The organism is Streptomyces sp. NPDC058371 (genome assembly GCF_042723265.1).
Classification (GTDB): Bacteria; Actinomycetota; Actinomycetes; order Streptomycetales; family Streptomycetaceae; genus Streptomyces.
Map to the genome: position 1 here is coordinate 175,323 of NZ_JBHXJC010000006.1, position 25,659 is coordinate 200,981.

Consider the following 25,659-nt stretch of genomic DNA (forward strand, 5'->3'; position numbering starts at 1 on the left):
TGTAGTTCCTCGGGGGGGCGGAGGATTTTGGTGGAGAGAAGTGGGCGCTTGGACGGAGGAGAGTGGTGGCAAAGTTGTTGCCGCCCCCCGAGGCGTTTGCGTCGCCTTCACTTGCCCCCGCCCTTGCCTTCACTTTGGACAGTCGCAGGGCTGCGCTAACTCAGAGTTAGCGCAACCCCGTGGTTGGCGCTGCGCCGGAGTATGCTCGCGACCATGGAACCCAACGCACAGGCCGACGAGGTCACCGAGAGCGGCGAGTGTCCCGACCTGGCGTACGACGTGTTCGCGCGCAGCTGCCCGTCCCGCGGCACGCTGGAGCACGTCACCGGCCGCTGGGGCGCACTCACCCTCGGAGCTCTGCATGAGGGACCGTTCCGCTTCAACGAGCTGCGCCGCCGGGTCGACGGGGTCAGCGAGAAGATGCTCTCCCAGACGCTGCACGCCCTGGAGCGGGACGGTCTGGTGCACCGCGAGGCGCAGCCGACGAACCCCCCGCGCGTGGACTATGAACTGACGCCGCTGGGACACGAGGTCGCCGAGCGTCTGCTGACCCTGATCCGCTTCATGGAGGGCCGGATGGACGACGTGCTGGAGGCGCGGAAGCGCTACGACGCGAGGCGCGCCGCAAGGGTCTGAGGCGTGATGCGCGGCGCAGGCGTCTAAGCCGTGATGCGTGGCGCCCGCTGGCACTTCGGGCAGAAGTAGCTGGAGCGGTTCATCCAGGCGCGCCGCCGCATCGGGGTGGCGCAGCGCCGGCACGGGAGTCCCTCACGGCCGTACGCGTCGAGCGAGCGGTCGAAGTAGCCCGACTCGCCGTTCACGTTGACGTACAGACTGTCGAAGCTGGTGCCGCCCACGCTGAGGGCCGCGTTCATCACGTCCCGTACGTGGCCGAGGAGTTCGGCCGTGCGCGGGCGGGTGAAGCCGGCGGTGGGGCGCTCGTAGTGGATCCGCGCGCGCCAAAGCGCCTCGTCCGCATAGATGTTGCCGACGCCACTGATCAACGACTGGTCGAGCAGGGCCCGTTTGACGGTCGTACGGCGTCGGCGCAGCGCTTCGTGGAAGGCGCCGTCGTCGAAGAGCGGGTCGAGGGGGTCGCGCGCGATGTGGGAGATGACGTCCGGCAGACCGTCCGGGGTGGTCTCGTGCAACGAGAGGCCGCCGAAGGTGCGTTGGTCGACGAAGCGAAGCTCGGTGTCGAGGGCGTCGGCGAACCGGACACGGATGCGCAGGTGTTTCTCGTCGGGGGCCTCGTGCGGCTGCACCAGCAGCTGACCGCTCATGCCGAGGTGGGCGAGGATCGCGGTGCCGGTGGTCTCCAACGGCAGCCAGAGGTACTTGCCGCGGCGGCTCGGGGTGCCGACGCGCTGCCCTTTGAGCCGGTGCGCGAAGTCGTCGCCGCCCGCGGTGTGGCGCCGGACGGCACGCGGATGCAGCACCTCGGCCTCGGCGACGGTCCGGTGGGCGACCCAGCGCTCCAGTCCGCGCCGTACGACCTCGACCTCGGGCAGTTCAGGCATATCGGGCTCCCCCACGCACCATAGCGCCCGCCCCTTGCGGGGCGGGCGCTCGGTCGACTTGTCAGGCGGACGTCGAGGAGGCGTCGGCGTCCGCCTCGTCGTGCTCGGCGGCGTCGGTTTCAGCGTCCCGGGCGGCCTCGGCCGCCTGAGCGGTTTCAGCGTCCCGGGTGACCTCGGCCGCCTGAACGGCTTCGGCTGCCTGGACCTTGGCTGCCTGGGCGGCCTCGGCGGCCGCCGTCTTCACACGTTCGTCCGCGGCGGAGCGGATGGAGCGCCACGCGGACTCCGCGGCCTGCTGCTCCGCCTCCTTCTTGCTGCGGCCGGTGCCGGTGCCGTACGAGACGCCTCCGACGCGGGCGGCAGCAGTAAAGGTCTTCTCGTGGTCCGGGCCCGTCTCCGAGACCAGGTACTCGGGAACGCCGAGCCCCTCGGTCGCGGTGAGCTCCTGGAGACTGGTCTTCCAGTCCAGGCCCGCACCCAGATTCGAGGACTTCTCGATCAGCGGATCGAAGAGCCGGTGGACGAGTTCGCCCGCCGCGTCCAGACCCTGGTCGAGATAGACCGCGCCGATCACCGCTTCAAGGGTGTCGGCGAGGATGGATGCCTTGTCCCGGCCTCCCGTGCCTTCCTCGCCCCGGCCGAGCCGGATGAAGGAGCCGAGTTCGAGGCCGCGGCCCACTTCCGCCAGCGCACGCGAGTTGACCACCGCGGCCCGCAGCTTGGCCAGTTGGCCTTCTGGGAGGTCGGGGTGGGTGCGGTACAGCGTGTCCGTCACCACGAGGCCAAGGACGGAGTCCCCGAGGAACTCCAGGCGCTCGTTGGTGGGCAGGCCGCCGTTCTCGTACGCGTAGGAACGGTGGGTCAGCGCACGCACCAGAAGGGCGGACTCCAGCTTGTAGCCGAGCCGCCCTTCCAGAAGCGTGTGGGACGAGGCTGTGTCCGCCTTGTTCTTGGCGTTTGAATCCGCCTTGGCGTCAGACATCAGACCTCTCACCGGCCGCTCAGACCTCGAGGACCTGGCGCTTGTTGTAGGTGCCGCAAGCAGGGCAGGCGATGTGCTGCTGCTTGGGCTCGTGGCAGCGCTCGCACGCAACCAGGGTGGGGACCGCAGCCTTCCACTGCGACCGGCGGTGGCGCGTGTTGCTGCGCGACATCTTCCGCTTCGGAACAGCCACGGCTACTTCTCCTGCTTCTCGTCGACGTGCGCTGTTGGAAGCGCGCCGCCGCTCAACTCGTCCTTCTCGCCGTCTCCGGATGAACCAGCGAGTCCCTGCAGTGCCGCCCAACGGATGTCGACGGCGTCGTGGTGGTGGTCCGGGTCGTCCGCGAGCCGAACTCCGCACTGGGAGCACAGGCCGGGGCAGTCGTCCTGGCACACCGGCTGCATCGGCAGTGCGAGCACCACCGCATCACGCAGCACGGGTTCGAGGTCGAACAAGCCGTCCTCGATGAAGAGCCTGTCCTCGTCTTCTGCGGATCCCTCGGCGTCGTCGGCCGGCTCCGCTTTGACACGGCCCCGGTCGTCGGCGTCAGGGTACGAGAACATCTCCTGGAAGTCCGCTGCGAGCTGCTGCTCAAGCGGCTCCAGACACCTTACGCACTCCCCCTCGGCCGATGCACGGGCGGTGCCTGTGACAAGCACCCCTTCCATGACCGACTCGAGCCGGAGTTCGAGCTTCACCGGAGCGCCTTCCGGCACTCCGATGACTCCCTGGAGACCGAGGTCCTTGGGAGCGTCGATCGTGCGGGTCAGGCGCTGCAGCGCACCAGGACGCCGACCCAGCTCGTGTGTGTCGAACACGAGGGGGTTTCGGTGGTCGAGGTGGGCGTTCAGAACCATTCCTGCTTTCGATCTTCGATGCTTGTTCGATGCTTGGGGGGCGCCGCCCTGATGTTCCGGGCAGCAGTGATCACGGACGTACGCGCGACCGAAGAGCCAGGATACTGGACCTTTCGCTCACGGCCCAATCCGGTGTGCGCTCCCCGCGGTCAGTGGCCGCCGCGCCCCTGTTCGTACGCCCGCAGCTGCTCCGCGCTGATCATGCCGGTGTCGAAGAGGCTGGTCTCGTCGAGGGCGTGCGTCTGCTGCTGGTACGCCTGCTGCTGCGCCTGGTCGTACGCGGCCTGCTGCGCCTGCTGGTCGTACGACTGCTGCGGGTAGGCGGCGTACGGGTCGGCCTGCTGATAGCCGTAGGCGTCCTGCTGGACGTACTGCTGCTGCTGGTAGCCGTACGGATCGGGCTGCTGCTGGTACGCGTACTGGTCCTGCTGTCCGTAGGACGGCTGGGCGGGCACCTCAGGGACCTGCGCGGGCTGCTCGGGGGCCTCCGCGACGGCGAGGCCGGCGAGGTAGTCGGAGTCGTTGGCGTGCTGGACGGGCGCGCCGTCGTCGTCCGTGAGGAGCCCCAGGTCGTCGCTGGCGATCCGGCCGTGCAGCTTCTGCCGGCCGCGGCCGACGGCCTCCAGGGTCTTGGCGAGGACGGCCTCGAAGGCGCCGAGCTTGACGTCGACGTAGTCGTCGGCCGTGCGGCGCAGCGTCTCCGGGTCGTGGCTGCGCTCCGGGGCGTCCTCGTCCTCGTATCCCTGCTCGTCGACGCCGGGACCGGTGCCGAGGAGCTTCTCGCGGCCGCGGCCGACGGAGCCGAGGGTCTTGGTGAGGACGACCTCGAAGTTGGCGAGCTTGGAGTCGACGTAGTCGTCGGCCTCGGCGCGGACCTCCTCGGCCTCCTGGCGGGCCTCGGCGAGGATGCGCTCCGCCTCGTTCTGGGAGCGGCGGGCGACCTCGGTGTCGGAGATCAGGGAGCCGCGCTCGGCGTGGGCGGTCTCGATGATCCGCTCGGCCTCCTGGCGGGCCTGCTCGACGAGCTGTTCCCGGCCGCCGATCAGCTCCTGCGCCTGGGCGAGGGAGCCGGGCAGGGCCTGGCGCACCTCTTCGAGCATCGCGAGCAGGTCGGCGCGGTTGACCACGCACGAGGCCGACATGGGCATCGAGCGGGCGCTGCCGACCGCCGAGACGATCTCATCGAGCTTCTTCTGCACGTCCACCGTGTGCTCGCCACTCTCTACAGCTGTGATGGAGACGGACGGATCGACTGTACGACCACACCCGCCCCGCCCGACACCTGGTGACGCACCGTCAGGTGCTCAGCTCTTCCCGAGCCGCCCCTTGAGCGCCTCCAGGACGACCTCCGGCACCAGGTGGGAGATGTCGCCGCCCCACTGGGCGACCTCCTTCACGAGCGAGGAGGAGAGGAAGCTGTAGGTCGGGCTGGTCGGGATGAACAGCGTCTCGACACCCGAGAGGCCGTTGTTCATCTGGGCCATCTGGAGTTCGTAGTCGAAGTCGCTGACCGCGCGCAGGCCCTTGACGATGGCGGGGATGTCGCGCTGCTTGCAGAAGTCGACGAGGAGGCCGTGGTAGGCCTCGACCTGGACGTTGCCGAACTCGGCGGTGACCTCGCGGATCAGGTCGATCCGCTCCTCGACGGTGAACAGGCCCTGCTTCGACTGATTGATCATCACCACGACGTGCACGACGTCGTAGAGCCTGGAGGCGCGGGCGATGATGTCGAGGTGTCCGTTGGTGATGGGGTCGAACGACCCGGGACAGACGGCGCGGCGCAACTGTGGTCCCTCGCTCTCCGGTCCGGTCATCGTGCGTCTTCGCACGTAGAGGCGGCGCGACCGTACCAAAACGTTCCCTCGCCGTAACGCCGGGACCGGAGCGCTGTGAAGCCGTCCGGCCACCGGAATTCCCCGCCTCTGGTGCTGCGCTCCACGGTGACGAGGGCTTCGTCCGCGAGCCAGCCCCCGGTGCGGAGTGTGAGGAGGATCTCGCCAAGATCGCCGTCCGTGACGGCGTACGGGGGATCCAGGAAGACCAGGTCGTACGGTTCCGCGGGCGCCGTTTCCTGGACGATCTGTTCCGCTTTGCCCGGCCTGACCTCGGCGCCGGGCAGACCGAGCGAGCCGACGTTCTCCCGGATGACGCGGGCCGCCCGGGCGTCGGCCTCGACGAGCAGGGCGTGTCCCGCACCGCGGCTGAGGGCCTCCAGGCCGACGGCGCCCGAGCCGGCGTACAGGTCGAGGACGCGCTCGCCCTCCAGGGGGCCGCCGAGCAGGGACTGCCAGGTGGAGAAGAGGCCCTCGCGCGCCCGGTCGGAGGTGGGCCGGGTGCGGGTTCCCTGCGGGACGGCTAGGCGGCGTCCGCCGGCTGTGCCGGCGATCACGCGGGTCATCTGGGGTCCTTGTTCGAGGGGCGGTTACGGATCCAGTCTGGCAGGCGGGGGCGGGGGGTGCTGTGCGGCGGGGGCGGCCGGGGGGTCGTACCGGCGCTCGCGCTGGTTCCTCGCGCCCAGCCGGTGGAGCCGCATATCGACACAGCCCCGCACCCCTGAAGGGGGCGTGTGCTCACCCCTTGTCCAGGTATTGCTCCCTGTCCTCGTCGAGCAGGGCCTGCAGAGCCGTGCGCAGCCCGGGGAGCCGCTCGAGCTCCGGGTCCCCGGCGACGACCGCGGCCGCCTCCTCGCGGGCCTCGGCGATGATCTCCTCGTCGTCGATGACCGTGAGCATGCGCAGCGAGGAGCGGACTCCGGACTGGGCCTGGCCGAGGACGTCGCCCTCGCGGCGCTGTTCCAGGTCGATGCGGGAGAGCTCGAAGCCGTCGAGCGTGGACGCCACCGCGGTCAGCCGCTGGCGCGCGGGGCTCGCCTCGGGCATCTCGGTGACCAGGAGGCAGAGACCGGGCGCGGAACCACGGCCGACCCGGCCGCGCAGCTGGTGGAGCTGGGAGACGCCGAACCGGTCGGCGTCCATGATCACCATCGCCGTCGCGTTCGGTACGTTCACCCCGACTTCGATCACCGTCGTCGCGACGAGGACGTCCGTCTCGCCGGCGGCGAAGCGGCGCATCACGGCGTCCTTGTCGTCGGGCGCCATCCGCCCGTGCAGGACCTCGACCTTGAGCCCGTGGAGAGGGCCCTTTACGAGCTGGGCGGCGACATCGATTACGGCGAGCGGCGGCCGCTTCTCGGCCTCGTCCTCGGGGGACTTCTTCTTGGCGCCCTTCTTGGACTCGTCCTCCTCGTCACCGATGCGGGGGCAGACGACGTACGCCTGGTGGCCGTTCTCCACTTCTTCGCGCACGCGCTCCCACGCGCGCGAAAGAAAGTGCGGCTTGTCGGCGGCCGGGACGACATGGCTGGCGATCGGCGAACGCCCGGCGGGGAGTTGGTCGAGGACCGAGGTCTCCAGGTCACCGAAGACGGTCATCGCAACCGTGCGCGGAATCGGCGTGGCGGTCATGACCAGGAGGTGCGGGGGCTGCTTGCCCTTGCTCCGCAGGGCGTCGCGCTGCTCCACCCCGAACCGGTGCTGCTCGTCGACGACGACCAGGCCCAGGTCGTGGAACTGGACCTTGTCCTCGATCAGCGCGTGCGTGCCGATGACGATGCCGGCCTCGCCGGTGACCAGATCGAGCAGCGCCTGCCGGCGCGCGGCCGTGCCCATGGAGCCGGTGAGCAGTACGACCTTCGTCGAGTGCTCGATGCCGCCGAGCGTGCCGCCCTCGGCCAGCTCGCCCATCATTTCCGTGATCGACCGGTGGTGCTGCTGGGCCAGCACTTCGGTGGGCGCCAGCATCGCGGACTGCCCGCCGGCGTCGACGACGGCGAGCATGGCGCGCAGGGCGACCATCGTCTTCCCTGAGCCCACCTCTCCCTGGAGCAGCCGGTGCATCGGGTGCTCGGTCGCGAGGTCGTCGAAGATCTCCTTGGACACCTTCTGCTGGCCCTCGGTGAGGGTGAAGGGCAGCTTGGCGTCGAAGGCGGTGAGGAGTCCGTCGGGCTCGGGTCTGCGGGCCACCGCGGGGAGTTGGGCGTCCGCGTACCGACGGCGGGCCAGGGCGACCTGGAGGACGAAGGCCTCGTCCCACTTGAGGCGGGCGCGGGCGTCGGCGATGTCCGCCTTGGTGTGCGGGCGGTGGATCTTCAGGAGGGCCTCGGGGAGGGCGACGAGGCCCCGGCCGTCACGGAGCGATTCGGGCAGCGGGTCAACGGCCTCCTGGGCGCTCGGCAGGACCGTCTGCACGGCCTTGGCGAGCTTCCAGGACTCCAGCTTGGCGGTGGCGGGGTAGATCGGGATGAGGGATCCGGCCCAGCTGTCGACCGTCTCGGCCGCTTCGTCGCCGTCGCCGCGCAGCAGCTCGTATGCCGGATGGGCCAGCTGGAGGCGGTGGTTGAAGACCGAGACCTTGCCGGAGAACATCGCGCGCGTGCCCGGCAGGAGGTCCTTGTGGGGTTTGTGCACGCCGTTGCCGAAGAAGACCAGCTGGAGGCGGCCGCTGCCGTCCGTGATGGTCACTTCGAGACGCTGGCCCTTGCCCCGGGGCGCCTTGGAGGAGGCGAAGGTGAGCAGGCGCGCGTCGGCGACCTGGGCGACCACCGTCGCATGCTCGTCCATGGGCAGGTCGGCGAGGTGGGTGAGCTGCCCGCGCTCCTCGTACCTGCGCGGATAGTGGTGCAGCAGGTCGCCGACCGTGTGCAGGCCGAGGTGCTCGGCCATCACCTTCGCGGTGGCGGGTCCGAGCGTCTTCTTCAGTGGTTCTTCGAGCGCGGGCACGAGATCCATTGCACACCACAGGACTGACAATGCCGTATACGTCCGGGAAATCCGCTGGTCAGGCAGGTCGTTCGAGGCCTAGGATGGCGCGCCCCTCCCTCTTCGCGGTCACCCTCGCGTGGGACCGCCCGACCCCGCGCCGTCGCCCGTCCCCCCACCGGCGCTGCGACGATGGACTCTCAGACTTCTCAGTCATCCCAGTCACCTCAGTCACCTCATACGTTCCAGGTCGACCTGCGCGGTCTCGTCGACCTGCTCTCCCATCACCTGTACTCCAGTCCCAAGGTCTATCTGCGCGAGCTGCTGCAGAACGCCGTGGACGCCATCACCGCGCGCCGCAACGAGCAGCCGGACGCGCCGGCCACGGTCCGGCTGTACGCCGAGAGCGGTGGCGTGCTGCGCGTCGAGGACTCCGGCGTGGGGCTCACCGAGTCGGACGTGCACAGCCTCCTGGCGACCATCGGCCGCAGTTCCAAGCGCGGTGAGGGTCTGGAGTCGGCACGCTCCGACTTCCTGGGGCAGTTCGGCATCGGTCTGCTCGCCTGTTTCGTCGTCGCCGAGCGCATCCGCGTCGTCAGCCGCAGCGCGCGTACACCCGATGCGCCCCCCGTGGAGTGGACGGCCACGGACGACGGTTCATACACCGTGCGGACGCTGCCTCACGAGGCCCGCCCCGAACCGGGCACGACCGTGCACCTGGTCGCGCGCGCGGGGGCGGGCGACTGGCTCACCGAGGACCGGGTGCGGTCGCTGGCCCGGGACTTCGGTTCACTGCTGCCGTACGACGTCCGGGTCGGCGACGAGGCGATCACGGATCTGCCGGCGCCCTGGGACCGCGCCCACCCGAGTCCCGCCACCCGGCGAGTGGCCCTGGCGCGGCACTGTCACGAACTGTTCGGGTTCACACCGCTGGACTCGATCGACCTGGACGTGCCACTGGCGGGGATCCGGGGTGTCGCGTACGTGCTCCCGTCCTCGGTCAGCCCGGCCCAGCGCGCCGGGCACCGCGTGCACCTGAAGGGCATGCTGCTCACCGAGCGGGGCGAACAACTGCTGCCCGACTGGGCGTTCTTCGTGCGCTGCGTCCTCGACACGGACAGCCTGCGGCCCACCGCGTCACGCGAGTCGCTGTACGAGGACGAGACCCTGGCGGCCGTACGGGAGGCGCTGGGCGAGCGGATCCGCGGCTGGCTGACCGGGCTCGCCGCGGGCGATCCGGAGCGGCTGGCCGCCTTCCTGTCGGTGCACTACCTGGGCGTGAAGTCGCTGGCCCGGCACGACAGCGAGATGCTGCGCACGATGCTGCCGTGGCTGCCCTTCGAGACGACCGACGGACGGCTCTCCCTGGAGGAGTTCGCGCAGCGCCACCCGGTGGTGCACTTCACGCGGACCGTGGAGGAGTACCGGCAGGTCGCGCCGATCGCGTCCGCGCAGGGCGTCGGCGTCGTCAATGGCGGCTACACGTACGACAGCGAGCTCGTGGAGGCCCTCCCGTCGGTGCGTCCGGGCACGGTCGTGGCCGAACTGGACGCCGACACCGTGACGGCGCATCTGGACGCGGTCGACCCGGCCGAGGAACTGGCCCTGGCCGGCTTCCTGGGGGCGGCCCGGGCGAAGCTCGACCCCCTGGGCTGCGATGTCACGCTGCGCGCCTTCCATCCGCTCTCCGTGCCCGCGCTGCACCTGGACGACCGGGCGGCACGCCACGAGCAGGCCCGCGCGGACGCCGAGGAGCAGGCGGACGACCTGTGGGCGGGCATCCTCGGCTCGCTGCGCGGCAGTGCGCCCCGCGCGCGGCTGGTGCTCAACCACCTCAACCCGCTGATCCGCAGGATCAGTTCACTGAACGACCCCGAGCTGATCGGCACGGCCACGGAGTCCCTCTACGGGCAGGCCCTGCTGATGGCGCAGCGCCCGCTGCGGCCCGCGGACAGCGCCCTGCTCAACCGCGCTTTCATCGGCCTCCTCGAATGGGCCACGCACACCGACTCCGGGGAGGGCGGCCGCCGATGAGCGGGATCACGGACTTCGACACCCTGCGCCAGGCCATGGCCGAGAACTACGAGCAGCCCGAGGGGCCGGCCCGCAACGCCCGCGCGGAGCAACTGCTCGCCGAGGCCGAGAAGCTGAACATCCCGCTCGCGGTGATCGAGGCGCTCGGACACCAGCTGAAGGTCTACAACTACAGCTCCGAGAAGGGCAAGATGTTCGTCCCCTTCGCGCGCCTGCTGCGCATGTGGGACGAACGCCCGGAGGACTTCGACCAGTACGAGATCCACTCCCTGCACTGGGTCTTCAAGTGGATGTCGGCCGGCATGCTGGGCCAGCCGCACATTCCCCTCGCCTCCATAGAGAAGTGGCTCGGCGAGATGGAGCACCGCTACCGCCTCGCCGGGCACTCCGAACGGGCCGTGCGCGGCGCCGAGTTCAGCGTGGCGCACCACATCGGGGATCTGGCGCGCGCCGAGCGGGCGTACGCCGCGTGGCTGGCCGCGGACCGGGACACCATGGCCGACTGCCACGCCTGCGAGCTGCACGACCAGGGCTGGTGGCAGGTACAACGGGGGGCGGACGCGGAGGCGCTGGAGCTGTGGCGGCCGGTCCTGGAGGGCGAGTACACCTGCGCCCACGAGCCGCACGCGGTCCTGGCGTCCTCGCTGCTCCCACTGCTGAGGCTGGGCCGCGCGGACGAGGCGCGCGCCCATCACCTGCGTGGTTTCCGGCTGGTCCGCGCGATGGAGAGCATGCGCGGGGCGTACGCGGACCACGTCGAGTTCTGTGCGCTGAGCGGCAACGAGGCGCGCGCCCTGGAGCTGCTGGCCGAGCGGCCCGCGTACTTCACGGACTCCGGGGAGCCGCGCAGCCGGCTCGACTTCATGGCCGTGGTGGCGCTGCTGATGGACCGCCTCACCGAGCGCGGACTGGGTGAGCAGACGGTCCCCGGCCCGGCGGGGCGCGCGTGGACCGCCCGCGAACTCGCCCTCCACGCGCGCGTGGAGGCGCTGTCGCTGGCCGCGCGCTTCGACGAGCGCAATGGCACGTCGTACGTCAGCGAGCGCGCCCGCGCCCGGATGGACCGGCGTCCGCTGATCGACCGGCTGCCGCTGGGCGTACGCAGTGCCCGTCCCGTCACCGACCCGAAGCGGCCCCCGGTGGCGGAGACCGCGGCGGCCACCGAGCCGGACCTGACCGCGCTGCTCGTGGTCGCGCGACGGCTGACCGAGTCGATGGACCCCGAGGCCGTCGAGGCGTGGGCCGCGGTGGCGCGCGCCGCCGAGGACGGCCAACTTGGCGCCCGCGACCGCGCGGAGATCGCGGACCACGAGGCGATGGGCCGCGGCCCCGAGGGCATCGCACTCTTCGAACGGGCGGCCCAGCTGTACGCGGAGGCCGGTGACCCGGGTGAGGCGCTGGCGGCACGCGCGCGGGGTGCGTACGCGCACGCCGGCACCGGCCGGACCCAGGAGGCCCTGGAGTCCGTCCAGGAGCCCTACGACGAGGTCCTCGCGCTCTTCGCCGCGGACGGCACCGGGGTGCGCCAGACGGCGTCCGTGCTGGTGGCACGCGCCCGGATTCTGATGCTGCGGGTGCACGAGTCCGGGGCGGAGGCAGGCAGGGCGGAGGAGGCCGGGGCGGAGACGGACACCGAAGCGGCGCAGGCCGCCGCTGAGCAGGCCGTACGGGAGGCCGAGGCGGGCGCACGAGAGCTGCTGGCGCTCGTCGAGCCGTACACCGGCGGGGCTGTTGGGCTCGACGGGGCACGGGTGCCTGGGGCCGGGGCGGCGGACGCGGAGACGGCAGGCGCAGCCGACGGGACGCGGGGCCCCGTCGGCCCGGAGACCGGTGAAATACGGCTCGACGCGGCACGGGTGCCTGAAGCCGGGGCGACGGATGCGGTGGAGACGGCCGCGGTCGTCGGGGCCCAAGAGCCGTGCACCGGTGAAGTACGGCTCGCCGCGCGGGCCGCCGAGGCGCGGGCGATGCTCGCGGAGCTGGCCGCACACGGCGGGGACGTGGAGACGGCCGCCGAGCTGTTCACGCAGGCCTCGCGGGCGTTCGTGGCGGCGGGGCTGCCGTGGTTCGCGGTGGAGTACCAGTCCCGGCTCGCCGGGATCGCGCGGCACGTCGGCGACGCGGAGGCCGCCGAGCGGGCGGTACGGGCGGCGCTGGAGTACGGCGGCCGCCGCCTGGAGCCGGCCGGTCACGCCCAGCTGCACCTGCAACTGGCCGACACGCTCGCCGCCACCGGACAGTTCCGGCCCGCGTCGGAACACGCCCTGGAGGCGGCGCACTGGGCCGACGAGGGGGGCCAGGGAGCGACGCTCGGCGCGTGGGCCCGGCATCGGCTCGGCGGTTTCCTGCTGCGCCAGGAGCGCTGGGCGGAGGCCGCGGAGGTGCTGGAGTCGGCACTGCCCGATCTGACGGCCGAGACGCACGGCGACGGTGCCATTGTGCAGACCCAGTGGTGGCTCGGCGACTGCCTCACCGAACTCGGCGAGCACCGGGGTGCCGCCGAACGCTGGCTGCAGGCCGCCGACATCGCCCGGCACTGGCCCGAGCAGCGCGACCACGCGATGCTCGCCCACCTCGCGGCCGAGGCCCTCGGGCAGGCCGAACTGCCCGCCCAGGCCGACCAGGCGTACGCCCGTGCCGGCGACCTCTGGCGTTCCCTGGGCAACGTCCACGGGCTCATCCGCTCCCTGCGCGCCCGCGCGTGGCTCGCGGCCCGCGGCGAGGCGGGGCTCGACGGGGGCCGGGAATTGATGGCGGAGGCGGTACGGGAGTGCGAGCGGGCGCTCGTGGAGGTCTCGGGCGCATCCGGCTCTCCCGGCTCGACCGGCCCGTCCCGCTCCCCCGAGGACGAAGAGGCGCGCGAGCGTCTGCTCGCCGAACTCGGGCAGACCCACCGGCAGTTCGGGGACCTTGTCGCCCGGTCCGTCTCCGACGAAGCGGAGGAGGCCGACGCCCGCGCCGCGTTCGAGGAGGCCCTGGCCCACGTCACGCAGGCGATCACCGCGTTCGGCTCGCTCGGGGAGGGTGGGCTCGATCTTCGTACGGGGGCCGAACTCTCCGCCGGGTGGCTGGAGGCCGACCTGCGGCGGCCTGCGGCGGCTGCCGCACGCGCGCGTGCCGTCCTTTCCGCGTACGCGGGGATGGCGGGGGAGCTTCCCGAGGCACGGCGGTCCGAGGCGGAGCGCATGCGGGGGCTGGCGGAGGCGCCTTCGGAGGGGTGACGGCGGGGGTCCGCCCGGGCCCCGGCGCCCCCTGCCGTCCCGGCTCGGGGCGCCGCCCCGGACCCCGCTCCTCAAATACTCAAACGCCGGAGGGGCTGAACCACCCCTACTCCACCCCGATCAACAGCAGCGCTCCCTGCCGGCCGCCCCGGTACACCACCGTGTCCACCGCCAGGTAGGACTCCCGAACACGCGCTTCCAGGTGCGGGGCGATGGAGTCGGGGGCGTCGTCGCCCAGGACGAGGGTGACCATCTCGCCGCCGGCGGAGAGCATGCGGTTGAGGACGGTCTCGGCCGTCTCGGTGAGGTCGGATCCGATGACCGCGACGTCCCCGTCGATGAGGCCGAGGATGTCCCCGGCCTGGCAGATCCCCGCCATGGTCCAGGACTGCCGCTCCGCGACGGCGAGTTCGGCGTAGCGGGTCGCGCCGGCGGCCGAGGTCATCGCGACGACGTCCTCGTCGAAGCGGCGGTCCGGTTCGTGCACGGCGAGCGCGGCGATCCCCTGGACCGCGGAACGGGTCGGGATCAGCGCGACCCGGACACCCTCCGTACGCGCCTGCTCGGCGGCCGCCGCGGCGGTATGACGCAGATCCCCGTCGTTCGGCAGCAGGATCACTTCGCGCGCGTGGGCCCGCCGCACCGCCTCGACGAGCTCCCCACTGGCGGGCGGCTCCCCCGGCCGCGCGAGCACGGTGGTCGCCCCGGCCTCCGTGTACAGCCCGGCCAGTCCCTCGCCGGGCACGACCGCCACGACGGCCCGCTGCGCCCGCTCCCGAGGCGGCCGCCGCACACCGGCGCCCCCTGTGTGGACGTCTCCGACCCCGAAGTGCGTGATCCGGATCCGGTACGGCCGGCCCGACTCGACGCCCGCCTCCACGGCGGCACCGGCGTCGTCGACATGCACGTGGACGTTCCACAGCCCGTCCCCGCCGACCACCACGAGGGAGTCCCCCAGCCGGTCGAGGCGGTCCCGCAGCCGGGCCACGGCCGCGTCGTCCGCCTCCAGGAGATAGATGACCTCGAACGCGGGACCGTCCTTGCCCGGGGTCCCGTCGGCGCACGCCTCGGGGTGGGCTCCCCCGACGCCGGTCGCCTCGCCCCGGCGCGCGTGGACCTCGTCGTTCACGCGCGTGTGGAGGTCGTCCCACGCAGCCGGCGCGGTGGCGTCCACCGTGTGCGGGGCCAGCACGGGGACCGCCGCGCTGCCGCGCGGCGCCTCCCCGGTGAACGTCTCCACCAGCGCCGCCAGCACGGCCACGAGACCCCGTCCGCCGGCGTCGACGACACCCGCACGCTCCAGGACGGCCAGTTGCCCGGGCGTCGCCGCCAGGGCCGCCCGCGCACCTTCGTACGCCGCCCGCGCCACCGTCCCGCAGTCGCCCTCTGCGCCCGTGGCGGCGTCGGCGGCGGCCGAGGCGACGGTGAGAACCGTGCCCTCGACGGGATGCGCGACGGCCTGCCGGGCGGAGTCGGCCGCGTGCCGCAGCGCCAGCCGCAGTCCCTGCGCGTCCGTGTGAGAGGCGTCACGGCCGCCGGCACCGCCCGTGTTGCTGTCGGCCGCGAGCACCTGAGCCATGCCGCGCAGCAGCTGGGCGAGGATCGTCCCCGAGTTCCCCCGTGCACCGATCAGCGCTCCGTGCGCCATCGCCCGCGTCACCTCGGCGAGAGAGGGGCCGCCGACCCGTACGGAAGCCGAGTCGCCCCCGGCGCCCTCGGCGACCGCGTCGTGTCCTGCGCCCGCGGAGACCGCCTCGTGCCCCGCGAAGACCGCCTCGACCGCCGCGGCCGCCGACTCCACGGTCAGATACAGGTTCGTCCCGGTGTCCCCGTCGGCTACGGGATAGACATTGATGGCGTCGATCTCCTCGCGCGCCCGCCCCAGCGCCTCCAGAGCGAGACCGCACCAGGTCCGCACCGCGAGAGCGTCCAATGTCTGCGGCACCTGCGGCACCTGGGCCTCCTCAAGCTGCTGGACGTGGGACGCAGCGTAGACCCAGAGCGGGGTTACTGGCGGTAGGGGGCCTGACGGGAGCCGGGCCGGGGCCCCGGGCAGCCATGGTAGTTTCGTTCTCCGGACGCAGTCGTTGTATGCTGCTCCAGTTGCCCGATCCGATCGGGCCTTCCCCCTGGCACCGCCACTCAGATCCTAGATCTTGATCCCGGCATGCCGGGATCCACCGTAAGAGCATCTGAAGTCTTTGGAGTGACCCGTGGCTGCCAACTGCGACGTCTGTGGCAAGGGGCCGAGCTTCGGCAACAGCATCTCGCACTCTCACCGCCGTACGTCCCGTCGCTGGAACCCGAACATCCAGCGCGTCCGTACCGTAGTGAGCGGGACGCCGAAGCGCGTGAACGCTTGCACCTCGTGCATCAAGGCCGGCAAGGTTTCGCGCTGACACCACGCCAAGCGCGCGGCCATGCCGGTTCGCTGCTCTGAGCCGGTCCACTTCACCGTGGACCGGCTTTTTGCTGTGCCCACCCTCATGGGCCGGGGCTCACGGGCATCGACGTGAGACGGCGCGTGATCACAGGCATGAGCCCGCACCCCTGAGCCCAGCTGGGACCGACACCGCCGGGCCCAGCTGGGACCGGCACCGCCGCCGTCCGCTCCCGCACCTGCCAGAATCTGCCGAATGCGCTTCGGCATCCTCGGCCCCCTCGACATCCGCACCGAAGACGGCACCCCGCTCGACCCGGGCGGCCCCCGCCCCCGCGCCCTGCTCACGCTGCTGCTCCTCGACGCCGGTCGCACCGTCCCCACGGAGCGCCTCACCGACGGGCTGTACGGCGACCGGCCGCCCGCCGGGGCCGCCAACGCCCTGCAGTCCCAGATCTCGCGGCTGCGCAGACGTCTGGGCCCGCATGCGGAGGTGGCAACCTCCCCGGCCGGATACCGGATCGCCGTATCTCCCGACTCCGTCGACGCCCATCGCTTCGAGCGGCTGGCACGTGACGGGCACACCGCCCTCACCCGAGGCGACCCCGCACAGGCCGCGACGCTGCTGCGGGAGGCGCTCGCCCTGTGGCGCGGCCCGGCCCTCATCGACCTCCCGGACGCACGGGCCCACGTCACCCGGCTCGAAGAACTGCGCCTGACCGCCGTACAGGACCGGGTCGATGCGGATCTCGCGCTCGGTGGCGGCCCGGAGCTCGTGCCGGAGCTGCGGGCACTGATCGGGGCGCATCCACTGAGCGAGCGGCTGTACGGGCAGTTGATGCGGGCCCTGCACGCGGGTGGGCGGCCCGCGGAGGCGCTGTCGGTGTACGAGCAGGCGCGGCGCACGCTCGCGGACGAGCTGGGCGCCGATCCGTCGCCCGAGCTGTCCGCGCTCCATGTGGAGCTGCTCCGCGGCGCCGGACCCGCGGGAACCACGGAGCGCCGTCCGCCCGCCCAGCTGACCCGCTTCATCGGCCGCGACACCGAGCTCCGCCGGATCCGGGAACTGCTCGTGCAGGCCCGGCTGGTCACGCTCACCGGTCCCGGCGGCGCGGGCAGGACGCGGCTCGCCATCGAGGTCGCCCACAGCCACGTAAACGCTTGCGCAAGCGTTTACGGCGGCAGTGTCTGCTATGTCGAGCTGGCTCCTCTCACCGACGGATCCCAGGTCCCGTATGCCGTTCTCGCCGCGCTCGGAGTCCGTGACGGCTTCCGCGGCCCGGCGACGGACACCACGGAACGGCTGTTCGCCGCTCTGGAGGACCGCGAGCTGCTGCTCGTCCTCGACAACTGCGAGCACCTGATCGAGGACGTGGCGCGGACGGCGGTGCTGCTGCTCGGCGCCTGTCCCGGCGTGCGGATCCTCGCCACCGGCCGCGAGTCCCTCGGGATCACCGGTGAGGAGCTGTGCCCGGTGCCGCCGTTGCCGCCGGAGCCGGCGGCCCGGTTGTTCCTGGACCGGGCGGCGGCCGTACGGCCCGGTTTCGAGGGCCACGCGCGCGTGGCCGACATCTGCGCCGCGCTCGACGGGCTGCCGCTGGCCATCGAACTGGCCGCGGCCCGGCTGCGCACCCTGACACCCGACGAGCTCGCCGACCGGCTGGGTGCTCACCTGGACGACCGTTTCCGCCTGCTGTCGCGGGGAGACCGCACCAAGGCCCCACGCCACCGCACACTGCGCGCTGTCGTGGAGTGGAGCTGGGACCTCCTGGACGAGGAGGAGCGGGAGCTCGCCCGGCGGCTGACCGTGTTCTCCGGAGGCGCGACGGCGGAGGCCGTGGAAGCGGTGTGCGGGGTGCCATATCCGGAGGACGTGTTGGCCTCTCTGGTGGAGAAGTCGTTCCTGGAGGTGACGGAAGGCCGTTACGGGATGCTCCGGACCATCCACGCGTTCGCCGCCGAGCACCTTGCCCGGACGGACGAGGAGGACGGGCTGCGGGACGTCCACGCCCGGTACTTTCGGCGGCTCGCCGAGCGGGCGGAGCCGTTCCTGCGCGGCGGCGACCAGCTCCCGTGGCTGGCCCTCCTGACCGCCGAGCAGGGCAACCTGGACTCGGCACTGCGCCACCTCGTGCGCACCGACCCGCACAGCGCGCTGCGGCTCATGGCCGAGCTCTCCTGGTTCTGGCGGCTGCGCGGGCTGTACGGCGCCCACGTGCCGCTCGCCCGTGCCCTGCTGGCGGCCGTGGGCGACGAGCCGCCCGAGGGCCTGGCGGAGGAGTACGTCCTGTGCGCGATCAACGCAGTCTCCGGGGACGGGGCCGGCGGTGACCCGGCGGACCGGAACCGCCTCGCGCGCGTGGAGACCACGCTGGCAGCGCTGGAGGGGCCGCTGCGCCTGCCGTTCACCGTCGTGCTGTGGTCGGTGGCGGGCGGCCCGCAGCCCGTCGCCGACGAACGCGTACGCGCCCAGGTCGGCGACGGCGCCTGGGGGCGGGCGCTCCTCGATGTCGGCACGGGCTACCAGGAGCAGTTCACCGGGCGACCCGAGGCGGCCGCGGAGTCGTTCGCCCGGGCCCTGGAGGGTTTCCGGGCGACCGGTGACCGCTGGGGCATGGCCAACTGCCTCGATCCGCTCGGCATGTGGGCCGACTGGCGCGGCGAACACGACCGCGCCCTGGCACTGCTCGACGAAGGGCTGGCATACGTGCGGGAGTTGGCCGCTCCGGAGGAGACCGCCGATCTCCTGCGCATCCGGGCGACCGTCCTGCTGCACCGGGGCGAACTCACGGAGGCGGCGGCCCATTTCGCCCGGGCGCTGCCCCTCGCCCGTACCGCCGGCGCGCCCGACAAGGTGGCGAGTGCCCGGCGCGGTCTGGGCGACGCCGCCCGGCTGTCCGGAGACACCGCCCACGCGCGCGTGCAGTACGAAAGCGCCCTGGAGGCCTGTGCGGCCAACTGGTTCAGCATCGGCGAGAGCGTACGCATCCTCATCGGCCTCGGCCGTACGGCGCTCGCCGAGGGCGACGCCGACGCGGCCCGCGACTGGTTCCGGCAGGCGGCCGCCCTCGCCGTCGAGAGCCCCGGCACCCTCGAACTGGCCGATGCCGCCGAAGCGTTGGCGTGTGTCGCAGATTCCCCCGAACGCGCCGCCGTCCTCCTGGGTGCCGCCGTGGCCCTGCGCGGGGCCGCACTCCAGGGCGACCCCGAAGCCGTACGCACCGCACGCGAGATCCGCGCAGCGGTCTCCTCCGAGGCGTATGAAAAGGCCTTCGCCCAGGGCCGAAGGCTCGGAGCGGTGGCCGTCACGGAGGGTACGAAGGGACCGTCGACGGCGGACTCCGAGGGCCGTGAGCGACCGCCCGGAGGACGGTCAGCGACGGTCAGCGAGCGGTAGGAGCCCGGTCAGCGCCTCCCCCGAGGCTGCTGCGTATGACGAAGAACCTGACCCACCTCAGTGTCCTGGTCTCCGGTGCCAGTATCGCCGGACCGGCCCTCGCCCTGAACCTCGCCCGCTACGGCGCCCGCGTCACCGTCGTCGAGAAGGCACCCGATCTGCGCGGGGGCGGCTTCGCCGTCGACTTCCGGGGGCACGTCCACCGGACCGTGCTGACCGCGATGGGCATCCTGGACGAGGTCCACGCCCACCAGACCCGTATGGGCCGCCAGACCGTCGTCGACGCCGACGGCACCCCGCGCGTCGACCTCCCGGCGGAGCTGATGAGCGGTGACGTGGAGATCCTGCGCGGCGAGCTGGCACGGATCATGTACGAACGCACCAAGGACAACGTGGAGTACGTCTTCGGCGACTCGATCGCCACGCTCACCGAGTCACCCGACGGCGTCGAGGTGACCTTCGAACGCGGGGCGCCCCGGCGCTTCGACCTCGTGGTGGGAGCGGACGGACTGCACTCCCTCACCCGCCGCCTGGCCTTCGGCGACGAGTCCCGCTACCTGCGCTTCCTCGGCTACTACGTGGCCGCCTTCCCCGTCCCCAACCACCTCGGCCTGAACCGCACGGGACGCCTCTACAGCGAACCGGGCCGGGCGGTCTGCCTCGGCAACTCCGACGGCGACCCGGACCGCGCGGGAGCACTGCTCGTCTTCCACTCCGAGCTGCTGACGTACGACCGCCGGGACGTCGCGGCGCAGAAACGGATCCTCGCCGGACGGTTCGCCGGCATGGGCTGGGAGGCGCCGAGGGTCCTCAAGGCCCTCGAACAGACCGACGACCTCTACTTCGACCCGATCGCCCAGATCCATGTCGACCGCCTCACCCAGGGGCGCGTGGTGCTGCTCGGGGACGCCGGCTACGGCGCCACCATGGGCGGCATGGGCACCGGGGTCGCGCTCGTCGGCGCGTATGTCCTCGCCGGTGAACTGGCCCTCGCCGACGGCGACCACCGCACCGCCTTCGCCGAGTACGAGTCCCTGATCCGGGACTTCGCGAAGGGGTGCCAGAAAATCTCCGGCAACGCGGGCCCGTTCTTCGCCCCGTCGACCGAGAGGAGGATCCGCAGCCGCGACCGGATGTACCGGCTGCTCGGCTCGCGCCTTCTGGCGGGCTTCTTCAAGAAGCTCACCGAGAAGGCGGCCACCGACGTCGAACTGCGGAACTACCCGGTCGCGTAAGCGACATCACCGGCCCACGGCATCACGGCTCGATGTCGCCGAAGTGGTCCCAGCCCCCCTTGCTGGTCCAGGGCGCCCCGTCGACCGTCACCTGCGGCAGCGCCGACGGGTTGAGCACCTCGCCGATGACCTTCCACCGGGCGGGCAGCTTCACGTCCGGCGGGAAGGTCGCCACGATCGCGTGGTCCTCGCCGCCGCTGAGCACCCACTGGATCGGGTCGACACCGACGGCCTGCCCGATGTCGTTCATCTGCGAGGGAATGTCGATGTCACCGGAGCGCACGTCGATGCGCACCTTGCTGGCCTCGGCGATGTGCCCGAGGTCCGCGATCAGCCCGTCGCTGACGTCGGTCATCGAGGTCGCGCCGAGCCCGGCGGCCGCGGGACCCGCGTGGTACGGCGGTTCGGGCCGCCGGTGGGCCTCGACGAAGGCGCGCGGCGAGCGGAAGCCGCGCGAGAGCACCGCGAACCCGGCCGCGGACCAGCCCAGCCAGCCGGTGACGGCGACCACGTCGCCGGGCTGCGCACCGCCCCGGGTCACCGGCTCGTGGTTGCGCAGATCGCCGAGCGCGGTGATCGCAATGGTGATCGTCTCGCCGCGTACGACATCGCCGCCCACCACGGCCGCGCCCGCGACCTGGCACTCGTCGCGCAGACCGTCCATCAGCTCGGAGGCCCAGGTGGCCGGGAGTTCCGCGGGGACGACCAGGCCGAGCAGCAGCGCCGTCGGTACGGCACCCATCGCGGCGATGTCCGCGAGGTTCTGCGCGGCCGCCTTGCGTCCCACGTCGTACGCCGTGGACCAGTCACGGCGGAAGTGCCGCCCCTCCAGGAGAATGTCGGTGCTCGCCACGACCCTGCGGTCGGGCGCGGCCACCACCGCGGCGTCGTCACCGGGGCCGACCCGGACCGCCGGGGTGGTGGTGAGACGCGAGGTGAGCTCTCGGATGAGCCCGAACTCCCCCAACTCGCCCACGGTTCCCTTCACCGGTTCTCACCTGTTCCTTTCATCCCGGCCGACCCCTTCCAACCTGCTGTTCGGCCGGGGGTCCGGGGGTGGTCCCCCGGGAAGACACAGCATCGTCGTACTGCTCCCTCTGCCACGACCGGTGCCCGGTCGCGAGCCGTCTCTGTACTCGGTACGGTCGAGTTGACCGTCAACTTGTGCAGTCCGTGCACCTCGGCGCGCAAGCCACGGCCCCCGCAGGTCTCCCCGCGGCGAGCGGCGACGCGATACCGTGGCGTTCCTTTTCCCCACATGATCCTCGTGGCCGCCCTGGAGGTTCCGTGGTACAGGCGTACATCCTGATTCAGACGGAGGTCGGCAAGGCGTCGACCGTCGCTGACACGATCAGCAAGATCCCGGGGGTGATTCAGGCCGAGGACGTGACAGGACCGTACGACGTGATCGTGCGCGCCCAGGCCGACACAGTCGATGAACTCGGCCGCATGGTGGTCGCGAAGGTCCAGCAAGTGGACGGCATCACCCGTACTCTGACCTGCCCGGTCGTGCACCTCTAGCCCCCGTCTACCCTTGGCCGGTGAACTTCTTCCGTCACCGGCTCAACACTTTCTTCGGGCTGCCCGTGCTCGTACTGCTGATCGGCGCCACGGGCTGCTCCTCAGCAGACGACAACGCCTCGACTGCGGTTCCCAGCCCGGACACGAAGGTCACCGAGCTGTGCCAGAACCTGGACAAGGTGCTGCCGAAGAAGGTGGACGGCCTCGGTCGGGAGGATCCCGAGCCCCGGTCCGCACTGACCGCGGGCTGGGGAAGCCCGGCGATCATACTGCGCTGCGGTGTCGAGCGGCCCCCGAAGATGGTCGATCCGAAGGTGGCGCTCGGCGACGATCCGGACGCGGTCGGCGGCGGCGTGAACGGCGTCGACTGGCTGATGGAGAAGCAGGACGACGGCTCGGTCCGTTTCACCACGGCGTCGCGCCTGGCGTACGTCGAGGTGAGTGTGCCGAAGGGACGGGACACCTCCGGCGTGCTGGTCGACCTGGCCGCGTCCGTCAAGAAGGCGATCCCGAAGGGGATCGCCGACTGACGCACCGGTGGACGGCTAGCGCAGTCCCGTCGACCGCCGCAGCGCCGCCTGCACCAGGAGGTCCACCAGTTCCGCGTACTCGACCCCGCTGGCCTGCCACATCTGCGGGTACATCGAGATCGGCGTGAAGCCGGGCATGGTGTTGACCTCGTTGATCACGAACTCCCCGTCCTCGGTGAGGAAGAAGTCCGCGCGCACCAGACCCTCGCAGGACACGGCGTCGAAGGCCTCGACCGCGAGCCGCTGGACCTCGGCGGTCTCCTCGGGCGTCAGCGGGGCGGGCACGATGCCGGGCGTCGAGTCGATGTACTTCGCCTCGAAGTCGTAGTACGCGTGCGACTGCGCCGGCGGGATCTCGGCGGGCAGGCTGGCCCGCGGGCCGTCCTCGAACTCCAGCACCCCGCACTCGATCTCGCGGCCGCGCAGCAGCGCCTCCACGATGATCTTCGGGTCGTGGCGCTGTGCCTCCGCGATCGCCTCGTCCAGACCGCCGAGGTCGTCGACCTTGGTGATTCCGATCGAGGAGCCGGCGCGGGCGGGCTTCACGAACAGCGGCCAGCCGTGCTCGCCCGCGAAGTCGACGATCTTCTTGCGGGCACCCGGCTCGTCAAGCTCCCACTCTCGCGGCCTGATCACCACGTACGGGCCCACCTTCAGCCCGAAGGAGGTGAACACCCGCTTCATGTACTCCTTGTCCTGGCCGACCGCCGACGCGAGCACGCCCGCGCCCACGTACGGAACTCCGGACAGTTCCAGCAGGCCCTGGAGGGTGCCGTCCTCGCCGTAGGGGCCGTGCAGCACGGGGAAGACGACGTCGACCTCGCCGAGCGCCTTGGGGACCGAACCCGGCTCGGAGTAGACGACTTCGCGGCTGGCCGGGTCGACGGGGAGCACCACGCCGCCCTCGCTCGACTCGGCGAGCTGGTCGACGCTCGGCTGCTTGCGGTCGATGATCGCCATGCGTTCCGGCTCGTCCGCCGTGAGCGCCCAGCGGCCGTCCTGGGTGATGCCGATCGGCAGTACGTCGTACTTCGTACGGTCGATGGCGCGCAGGACGGCGCCGGCCGTGACCACGGAGATCCCGTGTTCGGAGCTGCGTCCGCCGAAGACGACGGCCACGCGCGGCTTACGAGGCGGCTGCTCGGGGCTCTGGGGGAGGTTCTCGGTGCTCATATCGCGTTGAGCGTACCCGGTGGTAGGCGGTGAGTCAGCGCCCCACGGCGGGCGTTGCTCAGCGTCGTACGGACGGTCGCGGAGCGTCGCCCCGCCGGGCGGCCGGCGGTGCTTTCGGCGTCGGCAGCCGCGTGGGCGGCGGCCCCTTCGGCGTCGGTCAGCGCACTTCCGGCTTGGCGCTGCGCGACATCAGCTCCTTGAGGGCGACGACCGGCGGCTTGCCCTCGTGGACGATGTCCACGACCGTCTCCGTGATGGGCATGTCGACACCGTGCCGGTGCGCCAGATCCAGCACGGACTGGCAGGACTTGACGCCCTCGGCGGTCTGCCTGGTGACCGCGATGGTCTCCTGGAGGGTCATGCCCTTGCCCAGATTGGTGCCGAAGGTGTGGTTGCGCGACAGCGGCGAGGAGCAGGTGGCCACCAGGTCGCCCAGGCCCGCGAGTCCGGAGAACGTCAGCGGTTCGGCGCCCATGGAGAGGCCGAGTCGGGTGGTCTCGGCGAGGCCGCGCGTGATGAGCGAGCCCTTGGCGTTGTCGCCGAGGCCCATGCCGTCCGCGATGCCGACGGCGAGACCGATCACGTTCTTGACGGCACCGCCGAGTTCGCAGCCGACGACGTCGGTGTTGGTGTACGGGCGGAAGTACGGCGTGTGGCAGACGCCCTGGAGTCGCCGGGCGACGGCTTCGGAGCTGCAGGCGACCACGGCGGCGGCCGGCATGCGCGCCGCGATCTCCCGGGCGAGGTTGGGTCCGGTGACCACGGCGATACGGTCCGCGCCGACCTTGGCGACGTCCTCGATCACCTCGCTCATCCGCATGGCGGAACCGAGTTCGACGCCTTTCATGAGCGAGACGAGAACCGTGTCGGGGGCGAGCAGCGGCGCCCACTCGGCGAGGTTTGCGCGCAGCGTCTGCGAGGGCACGGCGAGCACGGTGAAGTCGGCGTCGCGCGCGGCCTCTGCGGCGTCCGCGGTGGCCCGCAGGTTCGCCGGGAGTTCGACACCCGGGAGGTAGTCCGGGTTCGTACGCGTCGAGTTGACCGCTTCGGCGAGTTCGGCGCGGCGCGCCCACAGGGTGACGTCGCACCCCGCGTCGGCGAGCACCATCCCGAAGGCCGTGCCCCACGATCCGGTCCCGAAGACGGCCGCCTTGACCGGCTTGCTCACGCGCCCTGCCCCTCTTCCTGTTGTGCCTTCTGCTTCGCCGCGGCCCTGCGGCGTTGTTCGACGCGCACCGTGCGCGGGTCGTACGGCTTCTCGGGCGCCCGCTCGCCGCGGAGTTCCTCCAGCAGCGTGGTGATGGCGGCCATGATGACCTCGGTGGCCTCCTTGAGGACGTCCGGACTCATCTCCTGGCCGTAGAAGCGGGAGAGGTCGACCGGCGGACCCGCGAGGACGTGGCTGGTCTTGCGCGGAAGGATGTTGGGCTTCTTGGCGTACGGCGGCAGCAGTTCGTTGGCGCCCCACTGGGCGACCGGAATCACCGGGCACTTGGTCTGCAGGGCGACCCGGGCGGCACCGGTCTTGCCGGTCATCGGCCAGCCGTCGGGATCGCGGGTGAGGGTGCCCTCGGGGTAGAACGCCACGCATTCGCCGCGCTCCACGGCATCGATCGCGGCGCGGAAGGCGCTCAGCGCGTCGGTGCTCTCCCGGTAGACGGGGATCTGCCCGGTGCCGCGCATGGCGGCCCCCACGAACCCCTTCTTGAAAAGCGCGGCCTTCGCCAGGAATCGCGGAACCCGCCCGGTGTTGTACTGATAGTGCGCGTACGCGAAGGGATCCACATGCGAATTGTGGTTCACCGCGGTGATAAATCCTCCCGCAGCCGGAATGTTCTCCATTCCACGCCAGTCCCGCTTGATCAGAACCACCAGGGGCGGTTTGCACAGGACCGCTGCGAAGCGGTACCAGAAGCCGATTCTGCGGCGGGACACGCGGACACCTTCCTCTTGGGCCTGGGGGCCCGCACAAGTGTCGCCCCGGGCCGCCGGTCTGTCGAGAACACCGTACGCCCCGGGCGCGGGCCCGCCCCGGGCGCCGGGTCACAATG

20 protein-coding genes and 1 pseudogene are annotated in these 25,659 nt (G+C 71.7%); 8 read left to right on the forward strand and 13 right to left on the reverse strand.

Annotation, left to right across the window (positions count from 1 at the left end; all coding sequences use genetic code 11):
* The first annotated feature begins 213 nt into the window (after window positions 1-213).
* On the forward strand, window positions 214-636 hold the full coding sequence (locus ACFWM2_RS20400) for a winged helix-turn-helix transcriptional regulator (protein ID WP_383281514.1): 423 nt from the start codon (window positions 214-216) through the stop codon (window positions 634-636).
* 23 nt (window positions 637-659) lie between these two features.
* Here the strand turns inward: ACFWM2_RS20400 and mutM are convergent, their stop codons facing one another.
* The 8 genes and pseudogenes from mutM to recG all read right to left on the reverse strand — a co-directional run bounded on the left by mutM (window position 660) and on the right by recG (window position 8,147).
* Window positions 660-1,520, reverse strand: a complete 861-nt coding sequence (gene mutM, locus ACFWM2_RS20405) for a bifunctional DNA-formamidopyrimidine glycosylase/DNA-(apurinic or apyrimidinic site) lyase (RefSeq protein ID WP_383281517.1) — start codon at window positions 1,518-1,520, stop codon at window positions 660-662.
* Between the two features lie 61 nt (window positions 1,521-1,581).
* On the reverse strand, window positions 1,582-2,502 hold the full coding sequence (gene rnc / locus ACFWM2_RS20410; RefSeq protein WP_383281519.1) for a ribonuclease III: 921 nt from the start codon (window positions 2,500-2,502) through the stop codon (window positions 1,582-1,584).
* Window positions 2,503-2,521: 19 nt separating this feature from the next.
* Complete coding sequence (rpmF, locus tag ACFWM2_RS20415; RefSeq protein ID WP_028802425.1) at window positions 2,522-2,695, reverse strand: 50S ribosomal protein L32; 174 nt, start codon at window positions 2,693-2,695, stop codon at window positions 2,522-2,524.
* Between the two features lie 2 nt (window positions 2,696-2,697).
* Window positions 2,698-3,360, reverse strand: coding sequence for a YceD family protein (locus ACFWM2_RS20420; RefSeq protein WP_383281522.1), 663 nt, complete (start codon window positions 3,358-3,360; stop codon window positions 2,698-2,700).
* Between the two features lie 149 nt (window positions 3,361-3,509).
* Window positions 3,510-4,565, reverse strand: a complete 1,056-nt coding sequence (locus ACFWM2_RS20425) for an ATP synthase F0 subunit B (protein ID WP_383281525.1) — start codon at window positions 4,563-4,565, stop codon at window positions 3,510-3,512.
* Between the two features lie 99 nt (window positions 4,566-4,664).
* Window positions 4,665-5,174, reverse strand: a complete 510-nt coding sequence (gene coaD, locus ACFWM2_RS20430) for a pantetheine-phosphate adenylyltransferase (protein ID WP_383281527.1) — start codon at window positions 5,172-5,174, stop codon at window positions 4,665-4,667.
* A pseudogene (gene rsmD / locus ACFWM2_RS20435) lies at window positions 5,171-5,764 on the reverse strand (16S rRNA (guanine(966)-N(2))-methyltransferase RsmD); the annotation flags it as partial. The gene coaD and the pseudogene rsmD, both read right to left, overlap by 4 nt.
* Before the next feature lie 166 nt (window positions 5,765-5,930).
* On the reverse strand, window positions 5,931-8,147 hold the full coding sequence (gene recG / locus ACFWM2_RS20440; RefSeq protein ID WP_383281530.1) for an ATP-dependent DNA helicase RecG: 2,217 nt from the start codon (window positions 8,145-8,147) through the stop codon (window positions 5,931-5,933).
* A 162-nt stretch (window positions 8,148-8,309) separates the two neighbouring features.
* Here recG and ACFWM2_RS20445 point away from each other — a divergent pair, with 162 nt between their 5' ends.
* Both ACFWM2_RS20445 and ACFWM2_RS20450 read left to right on the forward strand, forming a co-directional pair.
* Window positions 8,310-10,151, forward strand: coding sequence for an HSP90 family protein (locus ACFWM2_RS20445; RefSeq protein WP_383281533.1), 1,842 nt, complete (start codon window positions 8,310-8,312; stop codon window positions 10,149-10,151).
* On the forward strand, window positions 10,148-13,372 hold the full coding sequence (locus tag ACFWM2_RS20450; protein WP_383281536.1) for a tetratricopeptide repeat protein: 3,225 nt from the start codon (window positions 10,148-10,150) through the stop codon (window positions 13,370-13,372). Before ACFWM2_RS20445 ends, ACFWM2_RS20450 begins: the two co-directional genes overlap by 4 nt.
* Before the next feature lie 106 nt (window positions 13,373-13,478).
* Here ACFWM2_RS20450 and ACFWM2_RS20455 read toward each other — a convergent pair whose 3' ends face one another.
* Window positions 13,479-15,326, reverse strand: a complete 1,848-nt coding sequence (locus ACFWM2_RS20455) for a DAK2 domain-containing protein (RefSeq protein WP_383281539.1) — start codon at window positions 15,324-15,326, stop codon at window positions 13,479-13,481.
* 259 nt (window positions 15,327-15,585) lie between these two features.
* Between ACFWM2_RS20455 and rpmB the strand changes: the two genes are divergently transcribed.
* From rpmB to ACFWM2_RS20470, 3 genes are all read left to right on the forward strand, one after another.
* The gene (rpmB, locus tag ACFWM2_RS20460) at window positions 15,586-15,771 is read left to right on the forward strand and encodes a 50S ribosomal protein L28 (protein WP_107021922.1); all 186 of its coding nucleotides are present in this window, start codon (window positions 15,586-15,588) and stop codon (window positions 15,769-15,771) included.
* A gap of 237 nt (window positions 15,772-16,008) precedes the next feature.
* A complete protein-coding gene (locus tag ACFWM2_RS20465) occupies window positions 16,009-19,149 on the forward strand; it encodes a BTAD domain-containing putative transcriptional regulator (protein WP_383281542.1) in 3,141 nt (1,046 codons plus the stop codon).
* A 35-nt stretch (window positions 19,150-19,184) separates the two neighbouring features.
* Window positions 19,185-20,384: an FAD-dependent monooxygenase gene (locus ACFWM2_RS20470; RefSeq protein WP_383281545.1), complete on the forward strand. Its 1,200-nt coding sequence runs from the start codon at window positions 19,185-19,187 to the stop codon at window positions 20,382-20,384.
* A gap of 22 nt (window positions 20,385-20,406) precedes the next feature.
* Here ACFWM2_RS20470 and ACFWM2_RS20475 read toward each other — a convergent pair whose 3' ends face one another.
* Window positions 20,407-21,372 (reverse strand): thiamine-phosphate kinase, encoded by a 966-nt coding sequence (locus ACFWM2_RS20475; RefSeq protein WP_383281547.1) that lies wholly within the window; start codon window positions 21,370-21,372, stop codon window positions 20,407-20,409.
* Between the two features lie 299 nt (window positions 21,373-21,671).
* On the opposite strand from ACFWM2_RS20475, the gene ACFWM2_RS20480 reads away from it, so the two are divergent.
* Together ACFWM2_RS20480 and ACFWM2_RS20485 are read left to right on the forward strand one after the other, a co-directional pair.
* Window positions 21,672-21,905 carry an Lrp/AsnC family transcriptional regulator gene (locus ACFWM2_RS20480; RefSeq protein WP_017947604.1) on the forward strand — a complete coding sequence of 78 codons (234 nt, stop codon included), beginning with the start codon at window positions 21,672-21,674 and terminating at the stop codon, window positions 21,903-21,905.
* 20 nt (window positions 21,906-21,925) lie between these two features.
* Window positions 21,926-22,435, forward strand: a complete 510-nt coding sequence (locus ACFWM2_RS20485; RefSeq protein WP_383281552.1) for a DUF3515 domain-containing protein — start codon at window positions 21,926-21,928, stop codon at window positions 22,433-22,435.
* A gap of 15 nt (window positions 22,436-22,450) precedes the next feature.
* Here the strand turns inward: ACFWM2_RS20485 and ACFWM2_RS20490 are convergent, their stop codons facing one another.
* The 3 genes from ACFWM2_RS20490 to ACFWM2_RS20500 form a co-directional block, all read right to left on the reverse strand.
* A complete protein-coding gene (locus tag ACFWM2_RS20490) occupies window positions 22,451-23,608 on the reverse strand; it encodes a D-alanine--D-alanine ligase family protein (RefSeq protein ID WP_383281554.1) in 1,158 nt (385 codons plus the stop codon).
* 157 nt (window positions 23,609-23,765) lie between these two features.
* Window positions 23,766-24,776 carry an NAD(P)H-dependent glycerol-3-phosphate dehydrogenase gene (locus ACFWM2_RS20495; protein ID WP_383281557.1) on the reverse strand — a complete coding sequence of 337 codons (1,011 nt, stop codon included), beginning with the start codon at window positions 24,774-24,776 and terminating at the stop codon, window positions 23,766-23,768.
* A complete protein-coding gene (locus ACFWM2_RS20500; RefSeq protein ID WP_383281560.1) occupies window positions 24,773-25,543 on the reverse strand; it encodes a lysophospholipid acyltransferase family protein in 771 nt (256 codons plus the stop codon). Before ACFWM2_RS20500 ends, ACFWM2_RS20495 begins: the two co-directional genes overlap by 4 nt.
* Window positions 25,544-25,659: the final 116 nt, after the last annotated feature.